At 69.9% G+C, this 26404-nt stretch carries 17 protein-coding genes and 1 pseudogene; 8 read left to right on the top strand and 10 right to left on the bottom strand.

Features of this window, described 5'->3' with window-relative positions:
- Positions 1 to 15: 15 nt before the first annotated feature.
- Positions 16 to 423 (top strand): VOC family protein, encoded by a 408-nt coding sequence (locus ABZ880_RS29930; RefSeq protein WP_361268793.1) that lies wholly within the window; start codon positions 16 to 18, stop codon positions 421 to 423.
- 362 nt (positions 424 to 785) lie between these two features.
- Positions 786 to 1766, top strand: a complete 981-nt coding sequence (locus ABZ880_RS29925; protein ID WP_361268790.1) for a DUF4436 family protein — start codon at positions 786 to 788, stop codon at positions 1764 to 1766.
- Positions 1767 to 1858: 92 nt separating this feature from the next.
- Here the strand turns inward: ABZ880_RS29925 and ABZ880_RS29920 are convergent, their stop codons facing one another.
- Both ABZ880_RS29920 and ABZ880_RS29915 read right to left on the bottom strand, forming a co-directional pair.
- Positions 1859 to 2722 (bottom strand): peptidase, encoded by an 864-nt coding sequence (locus ABZ880_RS29920; protein WP_361268788.1) that lies wholly within the window; start codon positions 2720 to 2722, stop codon positions 1859 to 1861.
- 63 nt (positions 2723 to 2785) lie between these two features.
- Positions 2786 to 3409 (bottom strand): annotated as a pseudogene (locus tag ABZ880_RS29915) (hypothetical protein); the annotation flags it as partial.
- Between the two features lie 355 nt (positions 3410 to 3764).
- On the opposite strand from ABZ880_RS29915, the gene ABZ880_RS29910 reads away from it, so the two are divergent.
- Positions 3765 to 5687 carry a cellulase family glycosylhydrolase gene (locus ABZ880_RS29910; RefSeq protein ID WP_361268785.1) on the top strand — a complete coding sequence of 641 codons (1923 nt, stop codon included), beginning with the start codon at positions 3765 to 3767 and terminating at the stop codon, positions 5685 to 5687.
- Here the strand turns inward: ABZ880_RS29910 and ABZ880_RS29905 are convergent.
- Entirely contained in the window at positions 5576 to 6379 is an 804-nt protein-coding gene (locus tag ABZ880_RS29905; protein WP_361268783.1) for a TetR/AcrR family transcriptional regulator, read from the bottom strand. The genes ABZ880_RS29910 and ABZ880_RS29905 overlap by 112 nt on opposite strands.
- 27 nt (positions 6380 to 6406) lie before the next feature.
- On the opposite strand from ABZ880_RS29905, the gene ABZ880_RS29900 reads away from it, so the two are divergent.
- Positions 6407 to 6670, top strand: a complete 264-nt coding sequence (locus tag ABZ880_RS29900; protein ID WP_361268781.1) for a hypothetical protein — start codon at positions 6407 to 6409, stop codon at positions 6668 to 6670.
- A gap of 66 nt (positions 6671 to 6736) precedes the next feature.
- Here the strand turns inward: ABZ880_RS29900 and ABZ880_RS29895 are convergent, their stop codons facing one another.
- The 5 genes from ABZ880_RS29895 to ABZ880_RS29875 all read right to left on the bottom strand — a co-directional run bounded on the left by ABZ880_RS29895 (position 6737) and on the right by ABZ880_RS29875 (position 13472).
- The gene (locus ABZ880_RS29895) at positions 6737 to 9214 is read right to left on the bottom strand and encodes a carbohydrate binding domain-containing protein (RefSeq protein WP_361268779.1); all 2478 of its coding nucleotides are present in this window, start codon (positions 9212 to 9214) and stop codon (positions 6737 to 6739) included.
- Between the two features lie 116 nt (positions 9215 to 9330).
- Positions 9331 to 10188: a glycoside hydrolase family 43 protein gene (locus ABZ880_RS29890; RefSeq protein WP_361268776.1), complete on the bottom strand. Its 858-nt coding sequence runs from the start codon at positions 10186 to 10188 to the stop codon at positions 9331 to 9333.
- 95 nt (positions 10189 to 10283) lie between these two features.
- Complete coding sequence (locus tag ABZ880_RS29885; protein WP_361268773.1) at positions 10284 to 11210, bottom strand: carbohydrate ABC transporter permease; 927 nt, start codon at positions 11208 to 11210, stop codon at positions 10284 to 10286.
- Positions 11211 to 11242: 32 nt separating this feature from the next.
- Entirely contained in the window at positions 11243 to 12115 is an 873-nt protein-coding gene (locus tag ABZ880_RS29880; RefSeq protein ID WP_361268770.1) for a sugar ABC transporter permease, read from the bottom strand.
- Positions 12116 to 12203: 88 nt separating this feature from the next.
- A complete protein-coding gene (locus ABZ880_RS29875) occupies positions 12204 to 13472 on the bottom strand; it encodes an extracellular solute-binding protein (RefSeq protein ID WP_361268768.1) in 1269 nt (422 codons plus the stop codon).
- 432 nt (positions 13473 to 13904) lie between these two features.
- Here ABZ880_RS29875 and ABZ880_RS29870 point away from each other — a divergent pair, with 432 nt between their 5' ends.
- On the top strand, positions 13905 to 14927 hold the full coding sequence (locus ABZ880_RS29870) for a LacI family DNA-binding transcriptional regulator (protein WP_361268765.1): 1023 nt from the start codon (positions 13905 to 13907) through the stop codon (positions 14925 to 14927).
- A 186-nt stretch (positions 14928 to 15113) separates the two neighbouring features.
- Here ABZ880_RS29870 and ABZ880_RS29865 read toward each other — a convergent pair whose 3' ends face one another.
- Positions 15114 to 19643, bottom strand: coding sequence for a hypothetical protein (locus tag ABZ880_RS29865; protein WP_361268762.1), 4530 nt, complete (start codon positions 19641 to 19643; stop codon positions 15114 to 15116).
- Entirely contained in the window at positions 19636 to 20055 is a 420-nt protein-coding gene (locus ABZ880_RS29860) for a hypothetical protein (protein WP_361268759.1), read from the bottom strand. The genes ABZ880_RS29865 and ABZ880_RS29860 overlap by 8 nt, the downstream gene beginning before the upstream one ends.
- Before the next feature lie 590 nt (positions 20056 to 20645).
- Between ABZ880_RS29860 and ABZ880_RS29855 the strand changes: the two genes are divergently transcribed.
- From ABZ880_RS29855 to ABZ880_RS29845, 3 genes are all read left to right on the top strand, one after another.
- Positions 20646 to 22856 carry an NACHT domain-containing protein gene (locus ABZ880_RS29855; protein WP_361268756.1) on the top strand — a complete coding sequence of 737 codons (2211 nt, stop codon included), beginning with the start codon at positions 20646 to 20648 and terminating at the stop codon, positions 22854 to 22856.
- 1216 nt (positions 22857 to 24072) lie between these two features.
- The gene (locus tag ABZ880_RS29850) at positions 24073 to 25776 is read left to right on the top strand and encodes a PHP domain-containing protein (protein ID WP_361268754.1); all 1704 of its coding nucleotides are present in this window, start codon (positions 24073 to 24075) and stop codon (positions 25774 to 25776) included.
- The gene (locus tag ABZ880_RS29845) at positions 25773 to 26393 is read left to right on the top strand and encodes a hypothetical protein (RefSeq protein WP_361268751.1); all 621 of its coding nucleotides are present in this window, start codon (positions 25773 to 25775) and stop codon (positions 26391 to 26393) included. The genes ABZ880_RS29850 and ABZ880_RS29845 overlap by 4 nt, the downstream gene beginning before the upstream one ends.
- Positions 26394 to 26404: the final 11 nt, after the last annotated feature.

Raw genomic sequence — 26404 nt, 5'->3', positions numbered from 1 at the left:
TGGAAGGACACCACGATGCTGACCAACGTCATGTACGTGACGCTCTATGTCACCGACCAGGACCGCGCGTTGAGGTTCTACACGGAACAACTTGGCCTGCAGAAGATCATCGACTATCCCGGCCCCGACGGACGCTTTCTCACCGTGGGCACCCCGGGCGGCCCCCTCGAGATCATCCTGTGGCCGCATGCTCCGGCCGCGGGACAGCCGGCCGAGGCCGGGGCGAGTGTCGCGCCCGGGCCGGTCTTCCTCGAGTCGGACGACCTGAGGAAGGACGTCGAGCTGTTTCGCGAACGGGGCGTGACCTTCGACCGGCCCGAGCCGGAGGACTACCCGTTCGGGATCCGCATCGAGGCGCTCGATCCGGACGGCAACCGCATCTCACTTCGCCAGCGCGCCAAGGCAGGCCGCGGCGACGACTGACAGCCCCGCGGATCCCGCCCGGCGATCTTTTGAAGCGCTTTAGACGGTGCGCAGAGCACGCTTGTGCTTCGGGGGCGTGTCAGGACTTTGTGATGACATGCGGACGTGGCATCCGGTGTGCGGACTCCCGGCCCGCCCAGGCGTCCGCGCGGACGTGCGCAGCACCCTTGACACGCCCCTGGGGCGACCCGCACGGCACCGCCGTCTAAAGCGCTTTAAGCGGCGTGTGGCGCCTGAGGGGAACCCCATGAGCACCAGCCCCATCGGCTCACGCACTGTGAGCCCCTCCGGCTGCGAGGCCGCTCCTGATGAGTGAGGATGGCCGGTGGCGACTCGGGGGCTGACGTGGAAGTCGAGGTCCTGTGGGACAACGAGTTCGGCACCCGAGGGCGCGACTTCCCACGCGTACGCCGTCCTGGCGCCATGGCCTGGTCCTGCTCGTCGTCCTGCTGGCGGTCTGCGGCGCCGGCATCGGGCTGTACCTGGACGATCGCGTGGCACGGCAGAAGAGCCTGACCGTCGGCGCGGAACCGGCGCCGCGCGACCGGCTCGACATCGAAGCAGCCATACGGCAGACCGATCCCGAACAGCGCACCGCCACGCTGCAGTTGACCGCCGCACCGCACGGTAAGTACGGCGACGGCGACGGATCACCGGTCGAAGACATCACACTGATCACCAACGCACCGGACGGCAACACATTGCCGCTCAAGGCGGACAGCACGGCGTGGCTGAAGGAGATCTCCGTGCCCCTGACCGAGGGGACGGCGTCGGATTACCCGTTCGACCGCTACGCCGCCACTCTTGTGGTCGGCGCAATCGCCGACCATCAGCAGGTGCCCGTAACGCTGCGTTTCCGGGACCAGGACCCCTACTTCGCCATCACACCGCACACGAGCGACTACGAGGACGGGGTCGCCGCCGTCACCGCCGACGTCGAGCGGTCACGCAGCACGTTCATCCTCGCCTGGTTCATGATCGCCGCCATGTGGACGGTGGCCCTCGCGGTGGTGGTCGCCTGCTGGCTGGTCGTGCGCCAGGGCCGCGGCCTGGTCTGGGGCGCCCTGGGCTGGATGGCCGGCAGCCTCTTCGCCCTGGTGGGTCTGCGCAACGCGGCCTCGGGAAACCCGCCCAACGGCAGCCTGCTCGACTACGCCGCCTTCTACTGGGCCGAGGCGCTGATCGCCCTGAGTCTCACCTGGCTCGTCCTGCACGGCGTCCTTGTCGAACACCGGACCGGCGGCCCCGTCCCAGACCCATCGCGAACCGCCGCGCTGCGCTCCCCGCGGTTGCGCCACCGGCCCGGCCCCCGGCGGGTAAGGGGCCGACGACCGGAGCCGTGACGGAACCCGTGGCCACGCGCCGTTCGCGGGTCCGCCCAGGTCGGCCGGCCGCCGGCGGCATGAACCGCCTCCCGGGCGGTGACCTGCCGTGCTCACCTGCCCTGTGCCTGGTCGTACACCTGCCGGGCGAGCGGGCCGAGGAGTTCCGCCCCGGTCATCGTGCTGTCGGTGGGCCCGTTGCCGTAGCTGGTTACGCCCGTCACGGTGCCGGTGCCCTGCGCGGGGTCGAAGCGAGCCAGCCATGGTCCGCCGCTTGCCCCACCTCCCATGCCGCAGGGGGCTGCCTGGCCGTTGCCACGGGCCGCTCGCGCGGTCGTGGTGCACGACATCAGCTCTTCACCGCGCTGGGGGCGGGTGGCCGGGTAGCCGAACAAGGCGACGTTCCCGCCCGGTTTGCCGGTGAAGGCCACCGGCTGAGTGCCCACGACGTCCGCCAGCCGGCGTCCTGACCGCGGATCCAGGACCAGCGCGGCGACATCGTATGTGTCGTCCCTCTCCCAGGAGCGTGGCATCGTGAACGCCCGTACGGCGTAGGCCCCGTACAGCATGGCTCCCTTGGCGTAGCCCGGGACGAAGACCAGCGAGATGTAGTGGTTGCCCGGTGAGGCGGGGACCTGCGTGCAGTGGGCGGCGGTCAGCGCCACCGAGCGGTTCCTTGCGGGTACCGAGGTGGCGGTGCACCAGCTGTCCTCGCCCTTGTCGTCGACGAAGAAGAGGCGTCCGATCGGCGCGATGCGCGGGCCCCGCCAGGGCTGCTGGTCCGCGGGTGTCGTGCCCTCGTCGAGGCTCGCGCCTGCCTGCCGCATGCGTTCCCGGGTCCAGTACGACAGGGCCTGGGTGCGCTCCGTCTTGCTGTACGTCACCGTGGTCACGGTCTCGGCAGCTTGCCTGGTCGGCAGCAGGGTGGCCGCGGCGACCAGCGCGAGTGCGCAGGGCCCGAGTGCTCTCAGCCGCATGATCCCAACGTAAGCGGCGTGCGCCGTCTCGGCCATCCGGCGGCGAAGGACACGTCAAGCACATCAAGATGCACGAACACCGGATGTTCGGCACCGCGCGGGCAGGTCTGGACCGTCATGACTGGCGGCTTCCTGCGGGTGCCACCACTCCAGCCTGCTGATGTACTCGCAGGAAATCCGGTACACGCCCGGCCCGTTGACGGTCAACCGGGTGGACTCCCCCTGCCTGCGCAGGCAGCCGCCCTCAACGTGCAGCCAAGGCGAGTAGGCCACCCGTACGATCACCGAGCCGTGCCGCGGCGTCCGTATCTCGAGCGCGTCGTCCGAGGTGTGGAGCACGGTGGCAGGGGCCGACACCAGCGGAACCGCGTCCCGCACCCGGTAGACCTTCCAGTGCGCGTCACTCCATACCGGCTCCAGCCATGCCGGCCGGCTGCGCGCCAGGTCCGCCTCGGCCTCGCCGTAGCGGTCGGGCTCGGCGTCGGGGAGCACCACGAAGCGCACGGCCCAACGGTCAAGCCAGGCCCGGTACTTCGTCGCCGAGAACGTCCCGTCGTAGAAGAGGCGGCCGCGTTCCATGTCCAACTGTGTGTTCCAGCCGCGCGCCAGGTTGACGTGCGGGGCCAGCACGGCGGCCTCGCGGTGGTCGTGCGCCGGTACGGCCTCCACGCGTGCCTGGTTCGCTCCGCAGGGGCGGCGACCAGTTCGAGAGCAGCGGTCATGGGGCGACGACTCCGTTCAGGGGTGGGACAGCCTGCACGGACTCCAGGCCCTCCGGTCTCGGTGCACGGCGGACCGAAACGCGTATTCGCGCTGGTCAGGGCCTCAGCGGGTGACCTCTGAATTCTTGGTTGAGGTCGTCGTCGCGGGCATCGGCCGTTCGGCCGAGACACCGGGCTCGGGGCGTGGCGAGAATCGGCTGTCCGGTGGAGGTGGCTCCTCCGCTCCCCGCCTGGGCGACTGGTATGGACCTGGCCCCTGCTGCTTCGTAAAGTGGCGCCGCTGCTCGTCCCTTCCCCACCGCGCACTCGCCGAGGACCAGATGCAGACCTTCAGATTTGTCAAGTACCTGTCAGCGATAGCCGCACTTCTCACGCTGCTGACCACGGCGCCGACCGCAGTCGCCGCCACCCCCGCTCCTCCCGCCACCGAGGCCGCCACCCGGACCGCTCCCCCGGCGGCCGACACCTGGCAGCCGCCGCTGTCCACCCGCGGCCGGTACATCGTCGACGCCCAGGGCCGGCGCTTCCGACTGAAGTCGGCCAACTGGGACGGCGCGCAGGGCTCGTGGACGGGAAGCGGCAGCACCGCCGATCCCGCCAACCACCACGCCGGCCAGAACTCCTACGGCATCCCTCTCGGCCTGGACCGCGCCCCGCTGCCCCAACTGCTCGCCGACTTCCGCGAACTCGGCCTCAACAGCGTCCGGTTGCCGTTCTCCAACGAGATGATCCACGCGACGGCGCCGGTTCCGGACGCCGCCGTCGCCGCCAACCCGCAGCTGCGTGGGAAAACACCCTTGCAGGTCTACGACGCCGTCGTGGCCGGCCTCACCGATGCCGGGTTCGCGGTCATCCTCAACAACCACACCAACACGTCCCGTTGGTGCTGCGGCATCGACGGCAACGAACGCTGGAACAGCAGCCAGTCCACCTCGCAGTGGGCCGACGACTGGGTCTTCATGGCCCGCCGGTACGCCGCCAACTCCCGTGTCGTGGGCGCGGATCTCTACAACGAGGTACGCCGTGACGTCCTGGACGACCCCAACTGGGGCCTGGGCGACGCCCACGACTGGTACGCCGCGGCCCAGCTCGCCGCGGACCGCATCCTCAGCGAGGCGAACCCCAACCTCCTCATCGTCATCGAAGGCATCAACTGGACCGGTGTGCCCGTCGACGGCCTGCCGCACGACCGCCCCACGCTCACGCCCGCCCGCACGCTGTCGCACACCCTCGTGGACGCCCACAAGCTGGTCTACTCCGCCCACTTCTACGGCTACACCGGTCCCCGGCACAGCGGAGCCACCGGAGTCGGCGAGACCCACGACCCCCGTTACCAGGACCTGACCCGCGATCAGCTCTACCAAGTCCTCGCCGATCAGGCCTTCTTCGTCACCACGGAGGGGCAGCACTACACCGCGCCCGTGTGGATCAGCGAGTTCGGCATCGGCTCCGGTGAGACGGGCAGCGCCGCCCGCGCCTGGTTCGGCAACATCACCGACTACTTCGCCGACCACGACGCCGACTTCGCCTACTGGCCGCTGGTCGGCTGGGAGGGCCATGACGACTGGGCTCTCCTGCGCTACGACAGTGCGGGGCAGCGGTACGGCATCCTCGACCAGGGCGACTGGCGCGCCACCGGCTGGAATCACCTCATGACATCCGCCAGCCGTACCGGGTACGTCGCGCCGGTGCCCGTCTGGCGCATGCTCGCCGCCGACCACGGTGACGCCGTGCAGTCCCTGCGCGTGCGGGCCGGCGGCGACTGGGACCCTGGCGCCTACAAGGCGGCCTGCCCCGACGGCCTGAGGCTGATCGGCCTCAGCCACAGCGGCGGTCGCGGCCTGTGCACCGACACGACCGGCGGCGACCTGCGCGCCGCGGGCAACACCCAGACGGTCGTCACCGACGAGCGCTACGTCCCCGCGGGCGGCGACTGGGCGAGCGGCTACACCAAACTGCAGTGCCCCGCAGGGCAGTTCCTCCTCGGCTACAGCCGGCGGGGCGAGCGCGTGTCGGCGGCCCTGTGCGCGCCCGCCCGCACCCCGCTGGGTCTCGGCCGTCGTCCGGTCTGGTTCGATCGTTCCGACAACCGTCCCGCCGACGGCGCCGGCGGCGACTTCGCCCACGGCAACTACAAGGGCCAGTGCGCGGCTGACGAGTACGCCGCCGGGATCGCCTTCACCACCCGGGTGGGCAGCGCGCAGGGTCCGGCGGCGCTGTTGTGCAGCCCGTTGCAGCCCTGATGCACGTCGGTGCCTGAACGGGTCAGGTGTCGGTGCCGGGCCCGCGCGCGGGGATGTCGGGAGTGCTGTCCTTCGCCTGGAGAACGGCGTCGGCCAGTAGGTCGAGGACCTGTTCGGGCTGCGTGCCTTCGGGATCGGCGAGCCAGGCGAGAACGAGGCCGTCGAAGGTGACGGCCGCGAACTGGGCGAGCGCGGCAGCCCGCTGCGGGTCGACGCCCTTGAGCAGGGGGGGCGAGGGCGTGTGCTGCCACGTCGCGGTAGCTGCGGTACTGATGCCGGGCCAGCTCGCGCATCGACGGATTCCGCAGCGCGAGCGCGGTGAGCTCGTAGTACCCGAGTTGGACGCCGGGCTCGTCGCCGGCCACGACGGCCCATGCGGCGCTCAGCCCCACCCGCAGGTCCTCGGCCGTCGTTCCGCCGTCGGGCAGGTCTCCCGTCGCGACCGACTTCTCCAGGCGTTCGACGATCGAGCGGACCACGTCCTGAAGGAGTTCGTTCTTGTCGGCGAACCAGTAGTGGACGGTGCCCTGCGGGACGCCGGCCTCCTCGGCGATCTTGCGGGTCGTGGCGGCGGCGACGCCCTCCCTGCCGATGACGCGGATCGCTGCCTCGACGAGTTCCTCGCTCGTGGCGCGCTGCGAGCGACGACGCCTGCTCGGTGACTGCACGGGCTCGGCGGGTTCGGCGCTCATGGGCACCCGAGCGCCGTCGACACCCCGATGCTGTTCCATGAGGCGACACACGACGGCAGCCTGCTCAACTTCCTCGGGAAGGTGAGCACGGCCGACGACGTCGCGAAGGTCGTCGAGCGCGCGTTGCGCAAGCGTCGGCTCGAGCACTTCCTGCCGTACAGCGACTCGATCCTGTGCCGGATCCTGGAGTCGTTCCCGTGGCTCGTACCGCCGATGCTCGCACCGGCCGAGGCGATCGGGCGGCGCGGACGCGCGAAGTACCTGGTGCGCAAAGGGATGGCACAAGGCTGACACGCTCGTGGGCGGGTCGGCACGTGCCGACCCGCCCAGCCAGGGCCTCCTGGGGAGTTGGATTGATCAGGGAAGCTTGACGAGCGTGTAGTCGTCGCAATACCCGGCCGCAGAGCCCGAGTTCTTGTAGCAGTACGCGGCGGCCGAGGTGGTCGAGGCACCCGTGGTGAAGAAGATGGGCTGCTGGGCATACGACGTCGTCGAGGTCCGCAGGTACGTCTCCGTACCGCCGAAGCTCTTCACGCCGACCGCCACCTCCTCACCGGCGGTGGCCACCTTGGCCCAGCCGGCCAGCAGATAGGTACCGCTGGAGCCGAGGCCGCTCACCGTCTGGATCGCGCCGCTGGCGCTGTTCCCCGTCTGCAGGGAGTACGTGCCGGAGCGCGCGTTCGAGGCGACCACACTGGACGCCGTGCCCGTGCTCTGGGCCCAGGGGGTCAACGCGCCTGATTCGAAGCCGGGGTTGGTGACCGCGTTGGTGGCCGACGACAGGGCCTCCACCGCGAGGTCGTCGCAGTAGCCCGCGCCGCTGCCGCCGGTGTTCTTCCAGCAGTAGACCGTGGCCGCGGTGTTGGAGGAGCCCGTGGTGAACAGGACCGCCGCCTGGGTGTACGACGTCGTGGCGACGTTGGTGAACGTCTCCGTGCCGCCGTAGTTCTTGACGCCTATGGCGAGGGACTCGCCCGCGTTCGCCACCTTGGCCCAACCGGTCAGCAGATACGTGGTGTTGGGGCTCAGCCCGGTGAGGGTCTGGTTGGCGCCGCTGCCGCTCGCCTGGGTGGTCAGGGCGTAGCCGCCGGTGCGGGCGTTGGACGAGGTGACGGACGGGGCCGCGCCGCTGTTGGTCCAGGGGCTCAAGGAGCCCGACTCGAAGCCCGCGTTGGAGACGAGGTTGCCGCCGGTGCCGTTGTAGGCGCCGATGTTGGGCGCGGCCGTAGCGGAGACGGTGTTGCCGAAGGCGTCCTTGCCGCCGTTGTCGCTGATGACCGTGCCGGCCCGGATGACGGGAGAGGACGGGTGGACCTGGTAGGCGTTCTTGTCGGTGTACGAGGAGGAGGTGGCCGCGTTGCCGGGGTTGCGGAACTCGGGGTCGGTCACGACCTTCGCCGAGTCGGCGGGCTCGGAGGACGGGTGGGTGCCGTAGAAGAGGTTGTTGGAGTAGACCGAGCCGGAGCTGGTGGTGAAGTAGCCGCCGGTGCCGTAGTTGAAGACCGCGTTGTTGCGGAAGGAGAGGGTTCCGGTGACGCTCGATCCCCGCCGCGAGTACAGGATGGGGGTGTTCAGGCCGCTCTTGTTGACGTAGATGCTGTTGTTGTAGATGAGCGGGACGGCGGCCGAACTACCGCTCTGGTTGGGGATGTTGCCGACGAAGTGGAAGACGCCCGTGCCGTGGGTGGGGGTGCCGGAGGCGGGGCAGCCGGAGTTGGTGCCGTCGTTCTCGCTGATGTTGTAGCGGATCACGGTGCCGTCGCTGGGGACGGTGGAGGTGGGCTCGTTGGCGATGGTGAAGGGCGGCATCACCAGCATGAAGCCGCCGAGGTTCTGGTGGCTGTAGTTGTACTGGAACGTGGTGTTGTGGTTGCCCCAGTCGACGTCGTAGCCGGTGCCGTCGGCGCCGTTGACGTGGCAGTACACCTCGTTGTTCTGGACGACGGTGTTGGAGCTGCCGGACATCCAGATGCCGGCGGAGGCTCCGTTGCAGTACTGGCCGGAGGGCGGGCAGGTGTTCTTGGCGCCGCCGTAGCCGGCCTTGTTGCCGTCGATGAGGGCGCCGTCGTTCTTGACGACGAGGATGTCGTCGGCGCCGTCGTAGGTCATCGTGTTGTTGCGGATGACCGTGCCGGTGGTCAGGCCGGTGCCCTGGCCGTCGCCGTCCGGGGTGACGGCGACGGCGATGCGGTCCACGTGGTCGAAGGTGTTGTTCTCCACGACCACGTCGTCCCAGGTGGAAACCGGTGTGGTGTGGTCGGTCTGGACGCCGACGCCCGCGTTGGTGGAGTACCAGCCGCCGCCGTAGCCGGTGATGTTGTGGATGTTCATGTCGTGCACCCGGATGTGGTGCAGGACGCCGCCGGAGCTGTTCTCGGCGAGGACGCCGGAGCGGTAGGCGGGCGAGGAGGCGGCGTTGGTCAGGTCCAGGCCGCCGATCTCCCAGTACTGCTGGTTGAGCAGGTGGATGACGGGGCCGGTGGCGCCGTTCGCGTCGATGACCGGCTTGGCGCCGCTGCCGTAGGAGCCCATGGTGATGGGGCTGCCGGAGGTGCCCGAGCCGCCGGGGGTGAGCTGGCCGGTGCAGGTGGTGCCGGCGGCGAAGAGGATGCTGTCGCCCGCCGCGAAGGTGGTGTTGTTGACGCCGGTGACGGAGTTCCAGGGGCTGGCCTGGGTGCCGCTGCCGTTGGAGGAGGCCGAGCAGTTGACGTAGTAGGTGGTGCCCGCGGCCAGGGCGGTGTGGGCCGGGAGGAGGAGGGCGCCCGCCAGGGTGGCGAGCAGGGTGAGGATGCGGGATGCCCGAAGGCCCGGGCGGTCCGATCTGCGACGCTTCATCGCGACGCTCCTTGATGGGTGACGGTGTCCGCCGCGCCGCGGGATGCGGCGCGGGGCTTCCTGCACCGGGCGGCCGGAAGACGGGATCCGCCCGGATTCTGGGGAGGGCGGCCGGCTCAGCGCGTCGGGAGCGAGGCCAGGAGAGAGGTGTCGAGGACGGAGGCGTGCCGCATGCCCGGCGGCAGCGCCAGGGAGGCCGGCTCCCAGTCCACGCCGTCCTTGCTGCGGGCCGCTCCGTATCTGCCTTCGAGGAAGTGGTCGAAGATCATGACCAGTTCGTCGCCGCGCCGGAAGATCGACGGCCCCTCCACCACCGAGGGGGTGACCGGCCCGACGGCGGAGGTGGACGGACCGCCCGGGGTGTCGAAGGTGATCAGGTGGATGTCCTTGTGCGCGGTGGCGAGGTCGTTGCTGCCGCGTTCGTCCTTGTACGCCATGAGGAATCCGCCGCCGTCCAGCACCTGCACAGTGGCGTCGATGACCGAGTGGCCGGGGTCGAAGAACACGGCCGGGGCCGAGAACGTTCGGAAGTCCTCGGTGGTGCAGTGCCAGATGCGGTGGTCCTGGCCGATGTGTTCGTAGTCGCGGCCCTCGGCGGTGCTGCCGGCCTCGACGACCGACGACCAGATGAGGTGGTACAGCCCGGCTTGGCGGTCGAGGAAGAACTCCGGTGCCCAGGCGTTGTGGGCTCCGTCCACGTCGGCCATGACCGGCAGGAGTTCCTGCTCCGACCAGTTGAGCAGGTCGGCCGAGGTGGCGTGGACGATGTGGGGGCTCGTCCAGCCGTCGGTGGCCAGCAGGTGGAACAGGCCGTCGGGGCCCACCCCGATGAAGGGATCCCGCAGTCTGCCGGTGCCGACCGTGCCGCGCAGCACGGGCCGGCCGCCGTTCACGCTCACGAAGTCGTGGCCGTCGTGGCTGTAGGCCAGGTGCAGCGCCTCGTCGGCGTTGGTGAAGTAGGAGACCACGTACATCGTGGGAGGTCCTTCCGGGACGCCGGGGCAGGGGGCAGCCCCGGACGGTGAGTTCGTGGTGTGTCTGGGGCCGCGGCCCGACTGGCCGGTGTGGGTCAGGACTTGACCGCGCCGGCGGACATGCCGGCCACCACCTGGCGCTGGAAGAAGACGAAGATCAGCAGCAGCGGCAGGACACCGAGCAGGGCGGCCGGGAACAGGGTCGTCGGCTGCACGGTGTGCGGGTCGATGAAGGAGTACGCGTTGACCATGACGGTCCGCTTGCCGGGGTCCTGCAGGAAGACCAGCGGGACCAGCAGGTCGTTCCAGATCTGCAGGGAGATGAAGGTCAGCAGCGTGCTGGTGACCGGCCGCAGCAGCGGCAGGATGATCGTGAAGAAGGTGCGGAACGCCCCGCAGCCGTCGAGTGCCGCCGCCTCCTCCAGGTCGGCCGGGATCGCGCGGATGAAGCTGGTGTAGAAGAACACGGCGACCGGGAGGTTCAGGGCCGTGTAGATGAGGACGACGCCCGCGTAGCTGTCCAGCAGGTTCAGGTCGCGCATCAGCAGGTACAGCGGCGCCACCACCACGAACACGGGGATCGACGTGCCCAGGATGAACAGCCGGTACACCGCCGTGGACCAGTGCTGGGTGATCCGGGCGAGCGGATAGGCGGCGAGCGAGCCGATCACGGTGACGGCCACACATGAAAAGCCGGTGATCAGCAGGGTGTTGAGGGTGCTGGGCCCGTAGTGGATCTGGCTGAAGGCGTCGGAGAAGTTCTTGAGGGTCAGCGAGTGCGGGATGCCCAGCGGGGAGCGGGCCACGTCCGCCGCGGTGCGCAGCGAGGTGGCGACCGTGAAGAGGAACGGCAGGACGAACAGCAGCGTGCCGAGGCACAGCAGCACGGTGCCCAGGCCGCCGGTCAGGCGGCGCAGCCGGCCGCGGCAGGCCGTGGATGTCGTACGACTGCCTGCGGGGCGGGTGGCGGAAGGGGTGCCGGAGACCGACGGGACGTCCGGCGCGGTGGTGTCTGTAGTCATGGTGGCGATCCGTCAGCTTCCGTCGGGTTCCATCAGATGCGTCGCTCGCGGAGCCGGAGCAGGGAGGAGGTGGCGCTGGACAGGACGACCACGGTCACCAGGAGGACGACCGACAGGGCGACGCCGTAGGCGAACTTCCCGCCGCCGAAGACGTTCCGGTACACCAGCAGGGTCAGGGTGTCCGTGGCCCCGGCCGGGCCGCCGTTGGTCAGCACGAGGGGGAACTCGAAGACCTTCAGCGAGCCGATGAGGCTCAGGGTCACGTTGACGGTGAGCGCGGGGGCCAGCAGCGGCCATTCGATGGCGACGAAGCGCCGCCAGCCGCTCGCGCCGTCCAGCGCGGCCGCCTCCAGCAGTTCGGTCGGCAGGTTCATGTAGGCGGCGAGGAAGATCGCGCAGGAGTAGCCGGTGAACATCCAGATGTTGACGGCGGCCACCGAGTACAGCGCGGTCGAAGTGTCGCCCAGCCACACGTGGTTGAGACCGTGCAGGCCGACCAGGTCGAGCAGGGCGTTGATGCCGCCGGTCGGGGCGAACAGGTACGACCAGATGAAGGCGGCCATCACCGGGGAGATCAGCGTCGGCGTGAGCAGGACGACGTTGAGCACCTTGCGGACCTTGGGGCGGCGGAACAGCATGCCCGCGAAGAGCAGGCCGAGGCCGTTCTGCACGACCACCACGACGACCGCGTACAGCACGGTGTGCCACAGGGCCGCGGAGACGGCCGGGTCGTCGGCCATGGCGCGGTACTGCTGGGTGCCGACGAAGTGCGCGATCGGACCGCCCAGGCTGTCGGTCATGCTCAGATAGACGCCGCGGGCCAGCGGATACAGCATGAACAGGCCGTAGACGACGATCGCCGGAAGCAGGAAGGCGGCCATGGTGGCGCGCCGTCGGTGGAACACGGGGTCCTCCTCTTGCCCGGATGGCCGTGGTGGGGGCGGTCAGGAGCCGTCCTCCCGCCCCCACCACGGCAGACCAGGGGTGGCCGGGTTACTTCGCGGCGGCCGCGGTCTGGATGTCCTTCAGCGTCTGCGCGGCGGACGCCTTGCCCAGCAGATAGGCCTGGATCTTGGAGCCGGTCGCGGTCTCGGCGGCCGCGGCGTACCAGGAGTTGGACGGCAGGATGCGGTAACGGCCGTCCTTGAAGGCGGTGGTGAAGGCCGTCGTCTCGGTGCTCTCCGGCGTCGTGCCGCCGGTGAACGGCGACTCCGCGTGCTCTGCGTCGAGGTACTTGGCGAGGTTCTCGCTCTGCGACCAGAACTTGACGTACTCGCGGGCCGCATCGCCCTGCTGGGACTGGGAGTTGACGGCCCACATGGTGCCGGAGAAGAGCATCCCGTTGGGCTTGGTGCCCGCGGCACCGCCCGGCCAGGGCGCGAAGGAGACCGGGAAGCCGGCCTTCTTGACGTTGGAGACCTGCCAGGCGCCCTGGTACCAGAAGGCGCTCTTGCCGGCGCTGAAGTCCTGCGGTCCCTGGGCCCATTCGTCGATGCCGAGCTGGTTCTTCCAGTTGACGTAGCCCTTGTCCTCCAGGGTCTTCAACTGCCCCAGCGAGGCCTTCCAGTCGGGGTCGAAGGACGCCTTGCCGGCCAGGAAGTCGGCGTCCCACTGCTTGTTCTTCTGGTAGACGAGGCTCGACCCGGCGGCCTGGAAGACCGAACTGCCGGTCCAGCCGGACTTGTCGGGCAGCGCGATGGGGTTGATGCCGGCCTTCTTGACCTTGGCCAGGTCGGCGAGGAACGTCGGCCAGTCGGCGGGGACTTCGCTGATGCCCGCCTTCTTCAGCAGGTCCATGTTGGCGTACAGGCCGATGCCGATCAGCTCCATCGGCATGGCGAGGGTCTTGCCGTCGGACTGCGCGAACGGCTTGGCGTCCGGGGCTATTTGACTCGCCCACGACTCCTTGGACAGGTCGGCGAGGTAGCCGGAGGCGCCCCACTTCTTCATCTTGTCGGTGTCGACCATGATGACGTCGCCGGCCTTGCCGCCGAGCAGCTCGGGCTGGAGCTTCTGCGTGTAGGTGTCGTTCGCGGTGATGTACTCGAAGTCGACCTTGATCTTGGGGTGGGCCTTCTCGAACGCCTTGTTGATCTCGGCGACGTTGGCCGGCTCCGCGCCGCCGCCCTTCCAGGCTTGCACGTGGATGGTCACCGTGCCGTCACTGGAGGCACCGGACGACCCGCCGCCGCACGCTGCCAGCGACACCGCCATGGCGGCGACCGTGGTGGCGACCGCGAGACGTCTCCCAGAACGCTTCATTGCACACCTCACCCATCGTCGGTACGCACCGACTGGTCATCTCTGAAGGGGTTGTTGAAAGGGGTTGTGAACCGATCAGCCTGTGCCGTGTGGGTGCAGCGCTGATACGTACGAAAGGGGCCGGTCGACCCGAGTTGCGGCGATCGTTGCCCGCCGATGGACCGGGACTGTAACGCAAAACTTAGCCGACATCTATACGTAACTTTCCGCGACCGGCTCACGGGGCTGCGACAGCTGCACCTTCCTGGACTTTTGACGCAAGCCACTCACGCCCGCCCCGCCAGCAGGGCCGAACCCGGCCTTCATGCAAGGCTTCATTGACCGACCTGCAACTTATCGTTAAAGTTTCCTTGAGTATGTGGCGGGCGCGAGGAGCGGCAGGCTCTAATGTCTTCGCGTGCCGGGTGGCCGGGTCGGGCAGAAGGAGTTCGGGTGGCAGGGCGGGTGACCATCGCGCAGGTGGCCGAGGAGGCCGGTGTCTCCGCGATGACCGTGTCCAACGTCATGAACGGCAAGCCGGGGGCTTCCGAGGAGACCCGCCGCCGTGTCATGGAGGTGGCCGGGAAACTCGGCTACCGGCCGAACGTCTCGGCCCGCAACCTCAAGGCCGGCCGCAGCGGACTCGTCGGCCTCATCGCCCTGGACCTGACCAGCCAGTACGGCCTGGAGATCCTCCGCGGAGTCGCCGACGAACTGGCCAGCGCCGAGCAGGAGTTGCTCGTCAACGCCTCGTACCACGACGCGGTGCGGGAGAAGGACCGGATCGAGTTCCTGGCCCGCGGCCTCGTCGACGGGGTGCTCCTGATCGCGCCCGTCCTGGAGGACGACACGGTCAAGCTGCTGCGCCGGCAGAAACTGCCCTGCGTCATCATCGACCCGCGGCGCCTGGACGTCCCCCTGCCCCGGCTGACCGTCGACAACTACCACGGGATGCGCCAGGGCGCACAGCATCTGATCGACCTGGGCCACACCCGGATCGCCTACATCCGCGGCGAGGAGGACCTGGAAAGCACCTCCATCCGCTATCAGGGCTTCGAGGACGCGATGCGGCTGGCCGGCCTGGAGGTCGACGAGCGGCTGGTCGCCTCGTGCGACTTCTCCTACGGATGCGGCTTCCGCACCGCCACCCGCCTGATCACCGAACACCGTCCTACGGCGATCGTCGCCGGCGCCGACCTGATGGCACTCGGCGCGATCGACGCCGCCCGGGCGTGCGGCCTCAATGTGCCCACCGACTTCTCGGTCGTCGGCTTCGACGACCTCCCGCAGGCGGCGCAGAGCTTCCCCGGCCTGACCACCGTGCGCCAGCCGCTGCACGACATGGGCCAGAAGGCGGCCCGCGCGCTGCTCTCCCTCATCGAGGGCCAGAAGTTGCTCATGGAGCACATGGAGGTCGGCACGGAACTCGTCCTGCGCAACTCGACGGCTCCGCCGCCGGGAGGCGGGGCGGGCTGATCCTCAACCGGGCCTGCTTTACGGCCGGTTGTGCGGTGCGGCGGGGTTGGCGGTGATGGCTGGCGTTCCTAGGCTCGGCAGCCATGACGGTTCTGATCACCGTGCAGCAGTCTGCGCGCAAGCCGTGACGTCGTGTCATAGCTCTGGACCGTGGCAACAACCGCATTGCCATGGACGACGCCGACGTCATCGCTCAGGACTCGGGCACGCGGCGCGATAGGGGATGCCGGGTGCGTGCTTGTGCCACTGCTCCGCGGTCATGGACTTACCGGTGTAGGAGCAGACCCGGTCGGTGAGACCGGCGAGGTCGGTGCTGAAGAAGGAGACCCCGTCTCTGCGGGCCACGGCGAGTCTGTTGCCCGACGGGAGGAAGTCCAGATCGTCGATGTTGCTGTACTCCGGGGACGGGATGGTTGCCTTGAAGACCGGCCGGGCGGGGTCGTGGATGTCCCACAGCTGGATCCCGTCGTCCGAGTTCCAGGCGGCCATGAGGCGGTTGTGCGGGTCGAACGCGATGCCCTTGGTCTTGTCGAGGGTGCGTACGGTGGCGCGGGTGCGCGGGTGCCGGGGGTCGCTGATGTCCCAGAGACGCACGGTGCCGTCACCGTTGCCGGTGGCGGCCAGCAGTTGGCCGTCGTCGCTCATCTCCACCTCCGTTCCGACGACCCCCTGGAGGCTGGTCGACGCACGCACCTGGCCGGCCACGGCCTGGAACAGGCGGATGGTGTTACCGCCGTAGGGCGCGGACTGCTGCGGGATCGAAACGGCCACCACGTCGCCCTGGCCGATCAGGCTCTCCTGGTTGGCGCCGGCGAGCCGTGTTGTATCACCGTGGACCGGATGCCGGGGATCGCTGGTGTCCCACCACTCGATTCCCTTGGGGGTGGCGACAAAGGCCGTACGGCCGTCGCCCATGATGCCGCTCCAGTCGTCGGAGGCTGGCAGGCGGAAGGAGCCGGCCTCGGCCGCGTGACGCGCGTTGGTGATGCGCCACAGGTGCACCCGGCCGTCGCTGCCGGGGACGGAGACCAGATCACCGGCCCTGTCCGCGAAGACGCCCGTACTGATGATGAAGCTCCCGATGGTGGGGAACTTCGCCGTACCGAGGGACGCGCCTCGCACGGGGTGCTGCGGATCCTTCAGGTCCCACAGCTGGACCCTGCCGTCCTGCGCGACGCTCAGCAGCGTGTTTTCCGAGCCGACGAGGTCCGCCTGCTCCACCGTGTCGGACAGCTTGATCGTGGCGACACGGTGCGAGGCGGAGGTGTCCCAGATGCCGATGGACGAGGCGGGAGAGGAGAAGGAGGAAGAGGTGGAGACGGGCCCCGCCATGAGGTGTCCGCTGCGGCTGAAGTCCCACCCGGAAGGCAGATAGGTGATATCGACGTCCTCGATGTGGGGCAGAGCAGTGTGCCACGATCGCACCACGCCGTCGGGACCTCCGCTCAGGAGGGCGCCTCCGCGCAGGTGGGCCAGGGCCAGGGTGCCGAAGCCGGTCGGAGTGCATGTGGGAGACGGCGAGTCCGTCAGCGTCGCCGGAGAGAGGCTGAGCAGGCACAGCTGGCCATCGTTGTGGTAGCTGCCCAGGCCACTGACCGCCAGACTGCTCCCGTCCGGGCTGAAGGCCACCGCCATCAGGTTCGACAGACCCGAGTCGGTGAAGCCGTAGTCCTCGACCTTGACCGACCGGGGCTTGGCCGGATTGTCGGTTCTCCAGAGACCGAAGTCGCGGTCCCCGACTGCAGACAGCAACGTGCCTTCGGGGTTGAAGGCCACCGCCGCATATCCCTTGGCGATCGTGGCCGTGGACGCCGGGGCGGACGGGCGGGAGAGGTTCCACAGCCGGGTCTTGCCGCCCAGGACGGTGGTGGCGAGCAGAGCGCCGCGCGGGGAGAAGGCCACCGCGGCCAGCGCGTCGGACTTCCTGCTGGTCGGGGTCGGCAGTTCGGCGACGAGACGGGGGTGCGCGGGCTCGGCGATCGACCAGACCAGAGTGGTGCCGTACGACGATGCCGCGGCCAGCAGCGTCCCGTCAGGGCTGATGGCCATCGACATGATCTTGAGACGGCCGTGCGGGGTGTCGGCGGCTCGGGGCAGACGCCCGGCAACCCTGGGCTTGTGGGGGTCGGCCAGGTTCCACAGGCACAGGTCACGGGCGGTCGGACAGACGGCCGCCAGCAGCCGACCGCGCGGCGCGAGAGCGACCGCCGCCGACCCCGCGGTGTGGAGCGTGGCCTCCAGGACAGGCGCCGTGGGGGTGGCCAGGTCCCAGATACGCACGGAGCCGTCGGTGCTGGAGGCCGCGGCCAGATCGCCGTCCGGCTGGGTCGCGATCCGCAGGACCTGGTGACCGGTGTCGCCGACGACGCTGTCCAGCGGCGCGGCGAGCGCGGTGTAGAGCTGGGTGGTGGCGTCCTGCGTGGGTGCGGAGCGGTAGGCGGCGACGGCGAGTTGGGCGGCCAGGCCCGGATCGGTGGCACTGAGCGCGCTCGCGTCGGCGGCCAGGTCGGTGGAGTGGATCAGGGCGGCCTGGTGCGCGGCCTGCCGGTGCTCGCGCACGGAGATGAAGCCCACGACCGAGGCCAGCAGTGCCAGGACGCAGACCGTTGCGGTCACCGTACGGCGGGTGCGCCGCGCGCGCTGCGCCGCACGCTGCTGCCCTTTTCGGTAATCCAGACTGCAGTCCAGGAAGTCGCGCGTGACCGGGCCCAGGACGCGGTCCGTGCCGTCGGTAGCCTGCTGCCCGCTCGCCGCGTGGGCGGCCGTGTCCAGGCGAGGCCCGCGGTACAGATCGGTTTCCTGCCGTCCGGCCTGGTCCCAGGCACGGGCGGACTCGGAGAGCTGCTGGAGGATAAGCAGGACGGCCCGGTCCTCGTCGATCCATGCGCGCAGCCGCGGCCAGGCGTACAGCAGCGCCTCGTGGGTGATCTCGGCACCGTCCGCGTCCACGGTGACCAGGCGGGCCTCGGCCAGCGCCCGCAGTACCCGCCGGGCCGTGTCGAGCCGGCCCGGGGCGGCAAGGTCCCCCAAGGGCAGTCTGCGGCGGGTGTCCTCCACACCCTCGCCCACGCGCACCAACCGCAGCAGCAGCCCGCGCACATGGGGCTGGTCCTCAGCGTCCAGGTCTTCGTAGGCCTCTTCTGCGGTGTTGGCGACCGCCTTGTCGATTCCTCCGGTGGCCCGGTACCCGCACAGGGTGAGCCGGGTGCCGGACTTCTGCTGCCAGGTGGCCAGCAGAGCGTGCGAGAGCAGCGGCAGTACGGCGGTGTGCTCACCGGCGTGGTGCACCCGGGCATCGTGGAGCAGTGTGTCGGCGAGTCCCTCCTCGAGGAACAGCCCGGCGGCCTTGGCCGGCCGTTCGATCACCTCTCGCATCTGTTCGGGGTGCAGGGGGCCGACGACCGCCTGACGGCTCTCCAGGGCCCTGGCCAGCGCCGGGTAACGGGTACAGGCCTCGTAGAAGTCGGCCCGGACGGCGATGACGACGGTGGTCGGGCCGTCGGCGAGTTTCGCGAGGCCGGTGATGAACCGTTCCCGCTCGTCCTCGGACGCGTCCCCCGTGAAGAGTTCCTCGAACTGGTCGACCAGCAGCACCGGCCGGTCGTGGTCGGTGAGCGCGGCGGAGCACTGCGCGAGCTCGGTCGTCGGGGTGTCGGTGCCGGGTTTCATCGTGGCGACCGCCCACCCTTCGGCGCGCGCCTCCAGCGCCGGGATCACCCCGGCGCGCAGCAGAGAGGTCTTTCCGCTGCCGGACGCCCCCACTACCGCGTTCAGACCGCCGCCGCCGACCAGGCGGGTGACGTCCGCGATCGCCTCGTCCCGGCCGAAGAAGTACCGGGCGTCCTCGGCCCCGAAGGACTGCAGACCCCTAAAGGGGCACGGTGCCTCGGCGTCCGGGGCGGGAGGTTCCTGGACACGCGGCGTCGGGCGGCGAGGACTGTAGGCCGAGTTGCCGGCCAGGACCAGCTCCCCTGCCCGGTCGCTGCTGTGCCGGCGCGGCCTCGGAGCGCCTTCCTCGGGCAGCACCCGGTTGAGGTAGCGGTAGGCGTGATCAAGTGTCAGCTGCTCGGGCCCGCTGGGATCACCGTCGCGCAGCAGCCGGATCAGGGCGCCGGTGAACGCCGTGTACTCCTCGCCCGGGCGGGCCAGCCCGTGCTCTTCGCGCGCGGTGGAGGTCAGCAGGAAGCCTCCGCGCACGAGCGCCTGCTCGAAGACCGCGTCCAGCGCGGGCGGCCCCGGCGGGGCCTCGGCCCGGCCGGAGAAGCAGCAGTCCAGGATGACCGCGCTGGTACGGGCGCCGCTGCGCTGGACCGCCTGCCGCAGCGCCTGGTAAGCCAGCGCCTTGTACGAGAGGCCGTCCACCAGGTGGTCGGTGGCGCACGTCGCCAGGTACAGCCCGTTGTCGGGCCCCACCAGGCCATGGCCGACGAAGTGCACCAGCAAGGCGTCCTCGGCATCCTTCGCCGTCTGGTGGACCGCTTCGCCGAACTCCAGCGGGCTGGCCGGATCCACCAGGACAGTCAGGTTCTCGTCCGGCACACCGCCCTGCTCCCGCAGCACCGTGGCAAGCGCCATCAGCGACGGCTCCACCGCGGGGACGGAGGGCAACGGCGATCCGTCCGGGTGGGAGCCGGTCCCCACGAGCAGGACGCGCGATCCCGGCCTGGCCAGCGCACCCAGACCCGCCCCGGCGGACGCGCCGGCCACGTCACTCACCGTCGGCGCCCTCGCCATCGGCGCCATCGCCCGGTTCTCGCCTGGCACCGTCGCGCCACGCTGCCGACACCAACTGGTCGACCTGGGCGCGCAGTTGCTCGTGATTCATGTTCCGGACCTGGTCCGCGCGCACTTCGAGCTCGGAACCGTCACGCCCCTTGACGCGTACCGTCACGCTCCCGGTACGACGCCTCAGCCAGGCCACGACCACACTGGCCGTGGCCGTCGCGACTCCTCCGGACGTCAGGCCCACGACCAGCTGCTGGAGTTCCCCGCCAAGGGCCCCGTCCGGGACGGGGCCGACCTCACGTCGCACTCGTCCGCGCAGGGCGTCCTCTTCGTCCAGCCAGTCGGCCAGGTCGGCGGCCTCCGCCGCACCACCGCTGACCGATAACGTAACGATGTCCAGCACCACGTCGCTTCCCCTCCCCCGTCCTCGGCCCCCGCCGGAAGCCGAAGCATCCACACGCTCTCCAGGCAAGCGGTGATCCTCCCAGCCCGGGTGCCCGCCGCGGGGAAGGATCACACAAACACCACACATTGCACGGGAGTTGGCCTGCCTCCGGCGTCACCTCGGATCACGAGATGTGGAAACCGGCACCATTGATGATCTTCGCGCGAGCGCAGGTGAACCGACCGACCCCGGACAGAGTTGCTGGGAGAGAAGGTCCCCGCGGGAGCGGAGGTGATCCGTACTCCAGCCCTGGCGACGCCTGTTGACCGTCCGCTCGACCTCGTTCCTGCGCTTGCTGGATGCCCACCGGTCCGGCTTCGGCCTGTCGCCCTGCGGGGCGATAAGGGATCCTCATGTCCATGCAAACGGGGGACGCACATGGCGACGGCGGCAACAGCAGGCGCGGACACTACAGAGCATGGGCCCTGGTTGCGGGAACTGTCGCTGCCGTCGGACTGATCTTCGCGAAGTCGGCTGACTGGGGTGGCGGAGGGGGCGCAGAACACCTGCTGGGGGTCGCCGGCACCGCCGTTGGCCTCGTCGTCGGTGTGGCGTCGCTGTACATTTCGTGGCTCGGCTACCGGGCCGACCGGCGCGAACACGCAGACAGCCTCGGCCTGACGGCCATGACCGACGAACTGGCGCTGGCGGTGCGCACCCAGTGGCAGGCCGAGGCGAGAGTCCGGCGGCTCGATGACCCGTACGCGCTGCCGGTCCCCTGGCGGCCCGCCCGCGCAGACGTGGTGGAACCCTGGGACATTCTCGTGCGTATGTCCACCGGCGCGCCCTCCGACCGGGCCGCACTGCCGCCCGCGTGGGTCGGCGGCCCCGAGGGTCTGGCGGGCAGCGACGGTGAGATCGTCGACGTCTTCACCGCCCGCGCACCGGGCAGACGCCTGCTGATCCTCGGTGAGCCGGGCGCGGGCAAGACGATGCTGCTCGTACGCCTCCTGCTGGGCCTGCTCCAGTCGCGCGAGGCGGGCTCACCGGTCCCGGTCATCTTCCCGCTGGCCTCCTGGGATCCCGGCCAACGGGAACTCGACGCATGGCTGGCCGAACGTCTCGCCACCGACTACCCGGGCCTTGCCGCGCCGACTCCGGCTCCGGCCGCAGGCGGACCCGGGCAGGTCACGTCGCGTGCCCGCGCCCTGCTGGACCAGCGCCTGATCATTCCCCTGCTCGACGGATTGGACGAACTGCCCGCGCACACCCGCGCCGTGGCCCTGGACGCCGTGAACCGCACCCTGCCTCCGGGAACCCCTCTCGTCCTGACCAGCCGCACCGTCGAGTACCAGGCCGTCGTCGAACCGCCCGCCGACGCAGGCGTTCCCGTGCGCCTCACCGGGGCAGCCGGCATCGAACTCGACGGCGTGGCCCCCGAGGAGGCGGCCGCCTACCTGCGCCGTGACGCCGGCGGAGAAGGCACCCTTTCCGCCGAGCGGTGGCGGCCCGTGCTGGACCTCCTGCCCACCGACACCCCCGTCGGCCAGGCCCTGCAGACACCCCTGACACTGTTCCTGGCCCGGACGATCTACAACCCGCGCCCCGGCGAACGCCTCACGGCGTTACCCGACCCGGCCGAGCTGTGCGACGCCGCACGCTTCCCCACCGCCGCAGCCGTGGGAGCCCGGCTCTTCGACGGCTTCATCCCCGCCGCCTACCGCCCCCTTCCCGGCCATCAGGCGCGATGGACGAGCAGCCAGGCCCAGCAGACGCTCACCTTCCTTGCCCGGCACCTGGAGGACGACCTGCACGGCGGAACCGACCTCGCCTGGTGGCAGCTGCGGCTGGCGGTGCCCGAGACCGTACGGCGGCTGCTGTCGGGCGTGGTTCTGGGCGCGGCGATGGTCCTGCTGACGCTACTGAGCTTCGGCCTTGCCATTCTGGGACTCTTTGCCGAGGACGACCTCGGGGACCTGCTGGCTCTGTTCTGCTCCGCGCCCAATATCCCGCTCCTCCTCGGGGGCTGGGACGGTGGCCTGCTGGGGTCCCCGCTCTGGATGTTGGCCGTGTGCGCCGCCTACCTGCCCGCTGGATGGCTGCTCAACCACGTATTCCGGCGGCGCGAACGAAACACCCCGGCAGTGCGGGGCCACTGGTCCTGGAACCGCCGCTCCCTCTTACTGGGGCTCGGGACGGCAATCCTCGTCGGCACGGCACTGGACTTCCTCCTTGACCGGGTGGCCGGCGTCGGCTGGGGTGCTGTGGCCGGACTTGTCTGCTGGTTGGCCACGGCATGGAGCGCCGCCCCAGCCGACCTCTCCTCGGTCACGAGTCCACAGGAACTGCTCCGGCAGGACCGCAGGGCTTGCTGGGGTTTCGTGCGCACCGGTGCTTTCCTCGGTCTCCTGGCCGGACTCCTCCTGGGCACTCTGCTGGGGTATCTGAACGGTGACCTGGACGACATAGATCCCTTTGACGCGCTGGTCGGCAGTACGGTGTTCGGCTCCGGCGTCGGCTTCTGGAGCGGACTGGTCCTTGGCCTGGCCGCCGCGCTCCACCGCACCGCTTGGGGCGATTTCACCCTGAGCCGTCTGTACCTGGCCACCCGGAACCGAGGGGCCCTGCCACGCCACCTCATGGCCTTCCTCGCCGACGCTCACCAGGCGCGTGGCGTCCTACGGCAGGTCGGACCCGTCCACCAGTTCCGCCACATCGACCTGCAACGCCGCCTCGCCCGGCACACCGAAGCCCCGCCGCTTGCGACCCTGCCCCGCGCGACAAGTCCCGAAGACGCGGAGGGACGACCGTTGACATAGCCGGCGCCCCACGCAAGCGGTACTCGCGGTCGTGAACGCAGCACTGGCATGAGCTGGGACGTGCACCCTGGAGCGGCAACGCCGTACACCGCCTGCGACACCTGGCGCTCCAACGCCCTGGCAAGGATCAAGACCCTGCGCCCCGCCCCGGTCGTCGTCTCCTCCTCGGACGCCGGAAACCCGGCCCGCCCCGCCGCCGACCCCCTCCACCAGTGGACCACCGGCTTCGAGAACACCCTCCGGCGCCCCGGTCGCCGCCCTGCTCGACACCCCATGGCCCAAGGGCGACCCGATCGACTGCGCCGCCCGGAACTCCCTGCAACTACACGTCTGCGCCAACCACTTGCCGGACGCGACCCGCCATACCGCCCTCCGCACCGCCATCTGCCCCGTCGTCGGCGACACCGTCGTCTACCGTGACGACAACCACCTCTCGGAGGCGTACGCCGAGGCGCTCGCCCCGGTTCTAGCGCCATCGCTGGATCGCCTTGTGGGTGCGCACAGAACACACCGGATGATCACAAGGCCAGGACCAGGAAGGGGATGATCCGGCCATGCGTATACGACGAGAGGCCCGCTGGGTCTTGTGGGGGCTGTGGCTCGCGTGTCTGGTGTTCTCTGTCTGGTTCTTCGTGGAGGTGATCGCGCTGTTCCTGCAGGCCGAGTCCTGGTGACGTGGCCAGATGTCGCGCCACTCCCGTGCCGAACGGCATCTTGCTCCCCCACAGGCGCCCGGTCCATCTGCTCATCGCACGCCCCTGCCGCGTGAGCGGCGGAGCCGGACGGTGCCAGCCGCGACCCTCGCACACCTTGACCTCATGGACCCTCAACCAAGGCGCCGTCGTGTGCTCGCCGACGGCGCCGCTGTCGCGGCACGGCACTGCTCTCTTCAGTCGCTCCGCTGCTGACCGTTCCCAAGTCAGGACCATGATGCTGCGCTTTTCCTCACGCTCGAGAGTGCATACGCGACGCACCCACACCGGCACATGGATGCTCGCCTACGCCGTGCGACCGGCAGCGACAGACGGGCGAACGCTGTTGCCGTGTTCCCTTGTCACGCATGGCGCCGAAGTGTCCTCAGGCAGCGGCTGTTGGCGCTTTTGGTGCACACGAGCAGTTCTTTGCCTCACTATCACCCAGACCCCCGCTGTTCATACGGCCTTCTCAGAATCTGCACGTCCCAAGCGTGTACGCCTGCTGCCAGCGGGAGTTGAGCATGAGCCACGGCCACAGACACGACCACGGTCACCACCACCATCACCATGTCAACGGCGACTCCACGTCCCTGCCGCCCGCACTCGACATGAACGTTCCGGACGAGGAACTGACCCCCAGCCAGCTCTCGAGGCGCTCCATGCTGCGGCGCACCGGCCTGCTCGGTGCGGGGCTTGCGGCAGGCAGCGTCCTGGCCGGGGCCGGCGAGGCCGCCGCGGCGGTGCCCGCGTCGGCCGCCTCCACGGGCGGACGTTCCGGCGGGTACCTGTGGCTGGCCGGTGACCACCACATCCACACCCAGTACAGCTCGGATGCCAAGTACCGGGTCATCGACCACGTCCGCCAGGCCAACGCGCACGGCCTGGACTGGATGGTCATCACCGACCACGGCAGCGAGGCGCACGCCAAGATCGGTGTGGAGAAGGTCAACCCGGACATCGTGGCCGCGCGTGACCAGATCGACGACACGCTGGTCTTCCAGGGCCTGGAGTGGAACATCCCGGCCGCCGAGCACGGCACCGTCTTCGTCCACCCGGGCAAGAACGAGGTCGCGGTGCTCAAGGAGTTCGAGAACTCCTTCGACGGCGCGGTCAAGAAGGCCACCGCGAGCACGCCGGCGAACGAGGCGCTGGCGATCGCGGGCGTCAACTTCCTCGCCGAGCAGGTGCAGCGCCGCAAGGTCAAGGACGCGCTGTTCCTGGCCAACCACCCGGCGCGCAAGGGCATCGACTCCCCGCACGAGATTCGCGCCTGGCGCGATGCGCAGCCCACCATCGCGGTCGGCATGGAGGGCGCGCCCGGCCATCAGGCCGCCGGTATCAAGGCGCCGAACGGCCCGGGTTCCGGGCGTGGCTTCTACGACAACAGCCCCAGCGCCGACTCGTTCGCCGGCTACCCGCTGGAGAGCTACCGCACCTGGGGCGGCTTCGACTGGATGACGGCGACCGTCGGCGGTCTGTGGGACAGCCTGCTGGCCGAGGGCAAGCCGTGGTGGATCACTGCCAACTCCGACTCCCACAACGTCTACGCCGACACCGCTGTACGCGGCCCGGGCGGCGACTTCAACGCCAACGGCAAGTACAACGACCCCGTCTACGGCGGCGGCCTGAACCTCACCGACGGCGATTACTGGCCCGGCCAGTACTCCCGCACCCACGTCGGCGCGGCTTCCTTCTCGTACAAGGCGGTCATGGACGGCATCAGGGCCGGACGCGTCTGGGTGGACCACGGCGGACTCATCAGCGGCCTCAACGCCCAGCTGCGCTCCGGCAGCCGCGCGGTCACCCTCGGCGGCGTGCTGCAGGTGCACCGCGGCAGCCAGGTCGACCTGGTCGTCGAGATCAGCCTGGCCAACGGACCCAACTGGTCTCAGTTCGTCCCGCAGTTGGCCCGCGTCGACGTCATCCAGGGCGATGTCACCGGCACGGTCTCCGACAAGGACACCTTCGCCACCCCGACCACCAAGGTGGTCAAATCCTTCGACGTGAACAAGTCCACCGGTTCGGTGCGCCTGACGTACTCCCTCGGTCGGCTGGACACGCCGGTGTACATACGCCTTCGTGGCACCGACGGCAACCGCAGCGCCGTCGGCATCAACGGCGCCTCCGTGGACCCGGCGGGACCGGCCATGGACGTCCTCGGCGACGCCGACCCGTGGAAGGACCTGTGGTTCTACTCCAACCCGATGTGGGTCCTGCCCGCATGACCACACCGCACGACGCACCCGGCGTCCGCCCCGTCATCGGGGTGGACGCCGGGACGGCGAACCTGCGCCAGGCCGACCACCTGATCCACCATCTGGTGGACCAACTCGACTTTCCTCCAGGCACGTTCGCCTGCACCCACCTGATCCGCACCGACGAACGCCGGGGCGTGGCCGTCTCCTTCGCCCTGCCCGACGTCCACGCGGCCGAGGCTGTGTGGGAGCGCCTGGCCGACGTGCTGGATCCGGATGCCGGCGCGGCCCTGGGCGGCCGAGAGCACGGCCCGGCCCAGGTCGCCCGCACGGCCGCCCTGGCCGCCGACGAACACGCCCACCGGCGTGGCGGCCGAGCCGTGCTCTATCCGGCGGCCGAACGTCTCACGGGCACGGTCACCGTCGCCGACCTGCTCACCCGGACCGCGATCGACCGGGTCACCGTGGTGGGCATGCCGCCGACGAGTCCCGGGCCCGACGCCTCGGCCACCGTACTCACCCGTGACCACGTACGACCCGAATGGCGCGATGGACACCTGACCCTCGCCCTGGTACCCGCCGTCGGCGGCACCCTGGCACCCTTCGAGGTACCCAACCCCACACCGTGCTGCGCGGACCACGCCTGATCACCCCCTCC

Origin of the sequence: Streptomyces sp. NPDC047043, assembly GCF_040644055.1 — a bacterium.
Taxonomy (GTDB): Bacteria; Actinomycetota; Actinomycetes; order Streptomycetales; family Streptomycetaceae; genus Streptomyces.
The sequence above is the reverse complement of the archived record's forward strand: the minus strand, read 5'-3'. Positions and strand labels throughout refer to the sequence as shown.

Coding starts and splice junctions, on each gene's coding strand:
- ABZ880_RS29875 (WP_361268768.1), bottom strand. CDS start 13,472: ATGAAGCGTTCTGGGAGACGTCTCGCGGTCGCCACCACGGTCGCCGCC.
- ABZ880_RS29890 (WP_361268776.1), bottom strand. CDS start 10,188: ATGTACGTGGTCTCCTACTTCACCAACGCCGACGAGGCGCTGCACCTG.
- ABZ880_RS29895 (WP_361268779.1), bottom strand. CDS start 9,214: ATGAAGCGTCGCAGATCGGACCGCCCGGGCCTTCGGGCATCCCGCATC.
- ABZ880_RS29905 (WP_361268783.1), bottom strand. CDS start 6,379: ATGAGCGCCGAACCCGCCGAGCCCGTGCAGTCACCGAGCAGGCGTCGT.
- ABZ880_RS29850 (WP_361268754.1), top strand. CDS start 24,073: ATGAGCCACGGCCACAGACACGACCACGGTCACCACCACCATCACCAT.
- ABZ880_RS29885 (WP_361268773.1), bottom strand. CDS start 11,210: ATGACTACAGACACCACCGCGCCGGACGTCCCGTCGGTCTCCGGCACC.
- ABZ880_RS29920 (WP_361268788.1), bottom strand. CDS start 2,722: ATGCGGCTGAGAGCACTCGGGCCCTGCGCACTCGCGCTGGTCGCCGCG.
- ABZ880_RS29930 (WP_361268793.1), top strand. CDS start 16: ATGCTGACCAACGTCATGTACGTGACGCTCTATGTCACCGACCAGGAC.
- ABZ880_RS29910 (WP_361268785.1), top strand. CDS start 3,765: ATGCAGACCTTCAGATTTGTCAAGTACCTGTCAGCGATAGCCGCACTT.
- ABZ880_RS29845 (WP_361268751.1), top strand. CDS start 25,773: ATGACCACACCGCACGACGCACCCGGCGTCCGCCCCGTCATCGGGGTG.
- ABZ880_RS29900 (WP_361268781.1), top strand. CDS start 6,407: ATGCTGTTCCATGAGGCGACACACGACGGCAGCCTGCTCAACTTCCTC.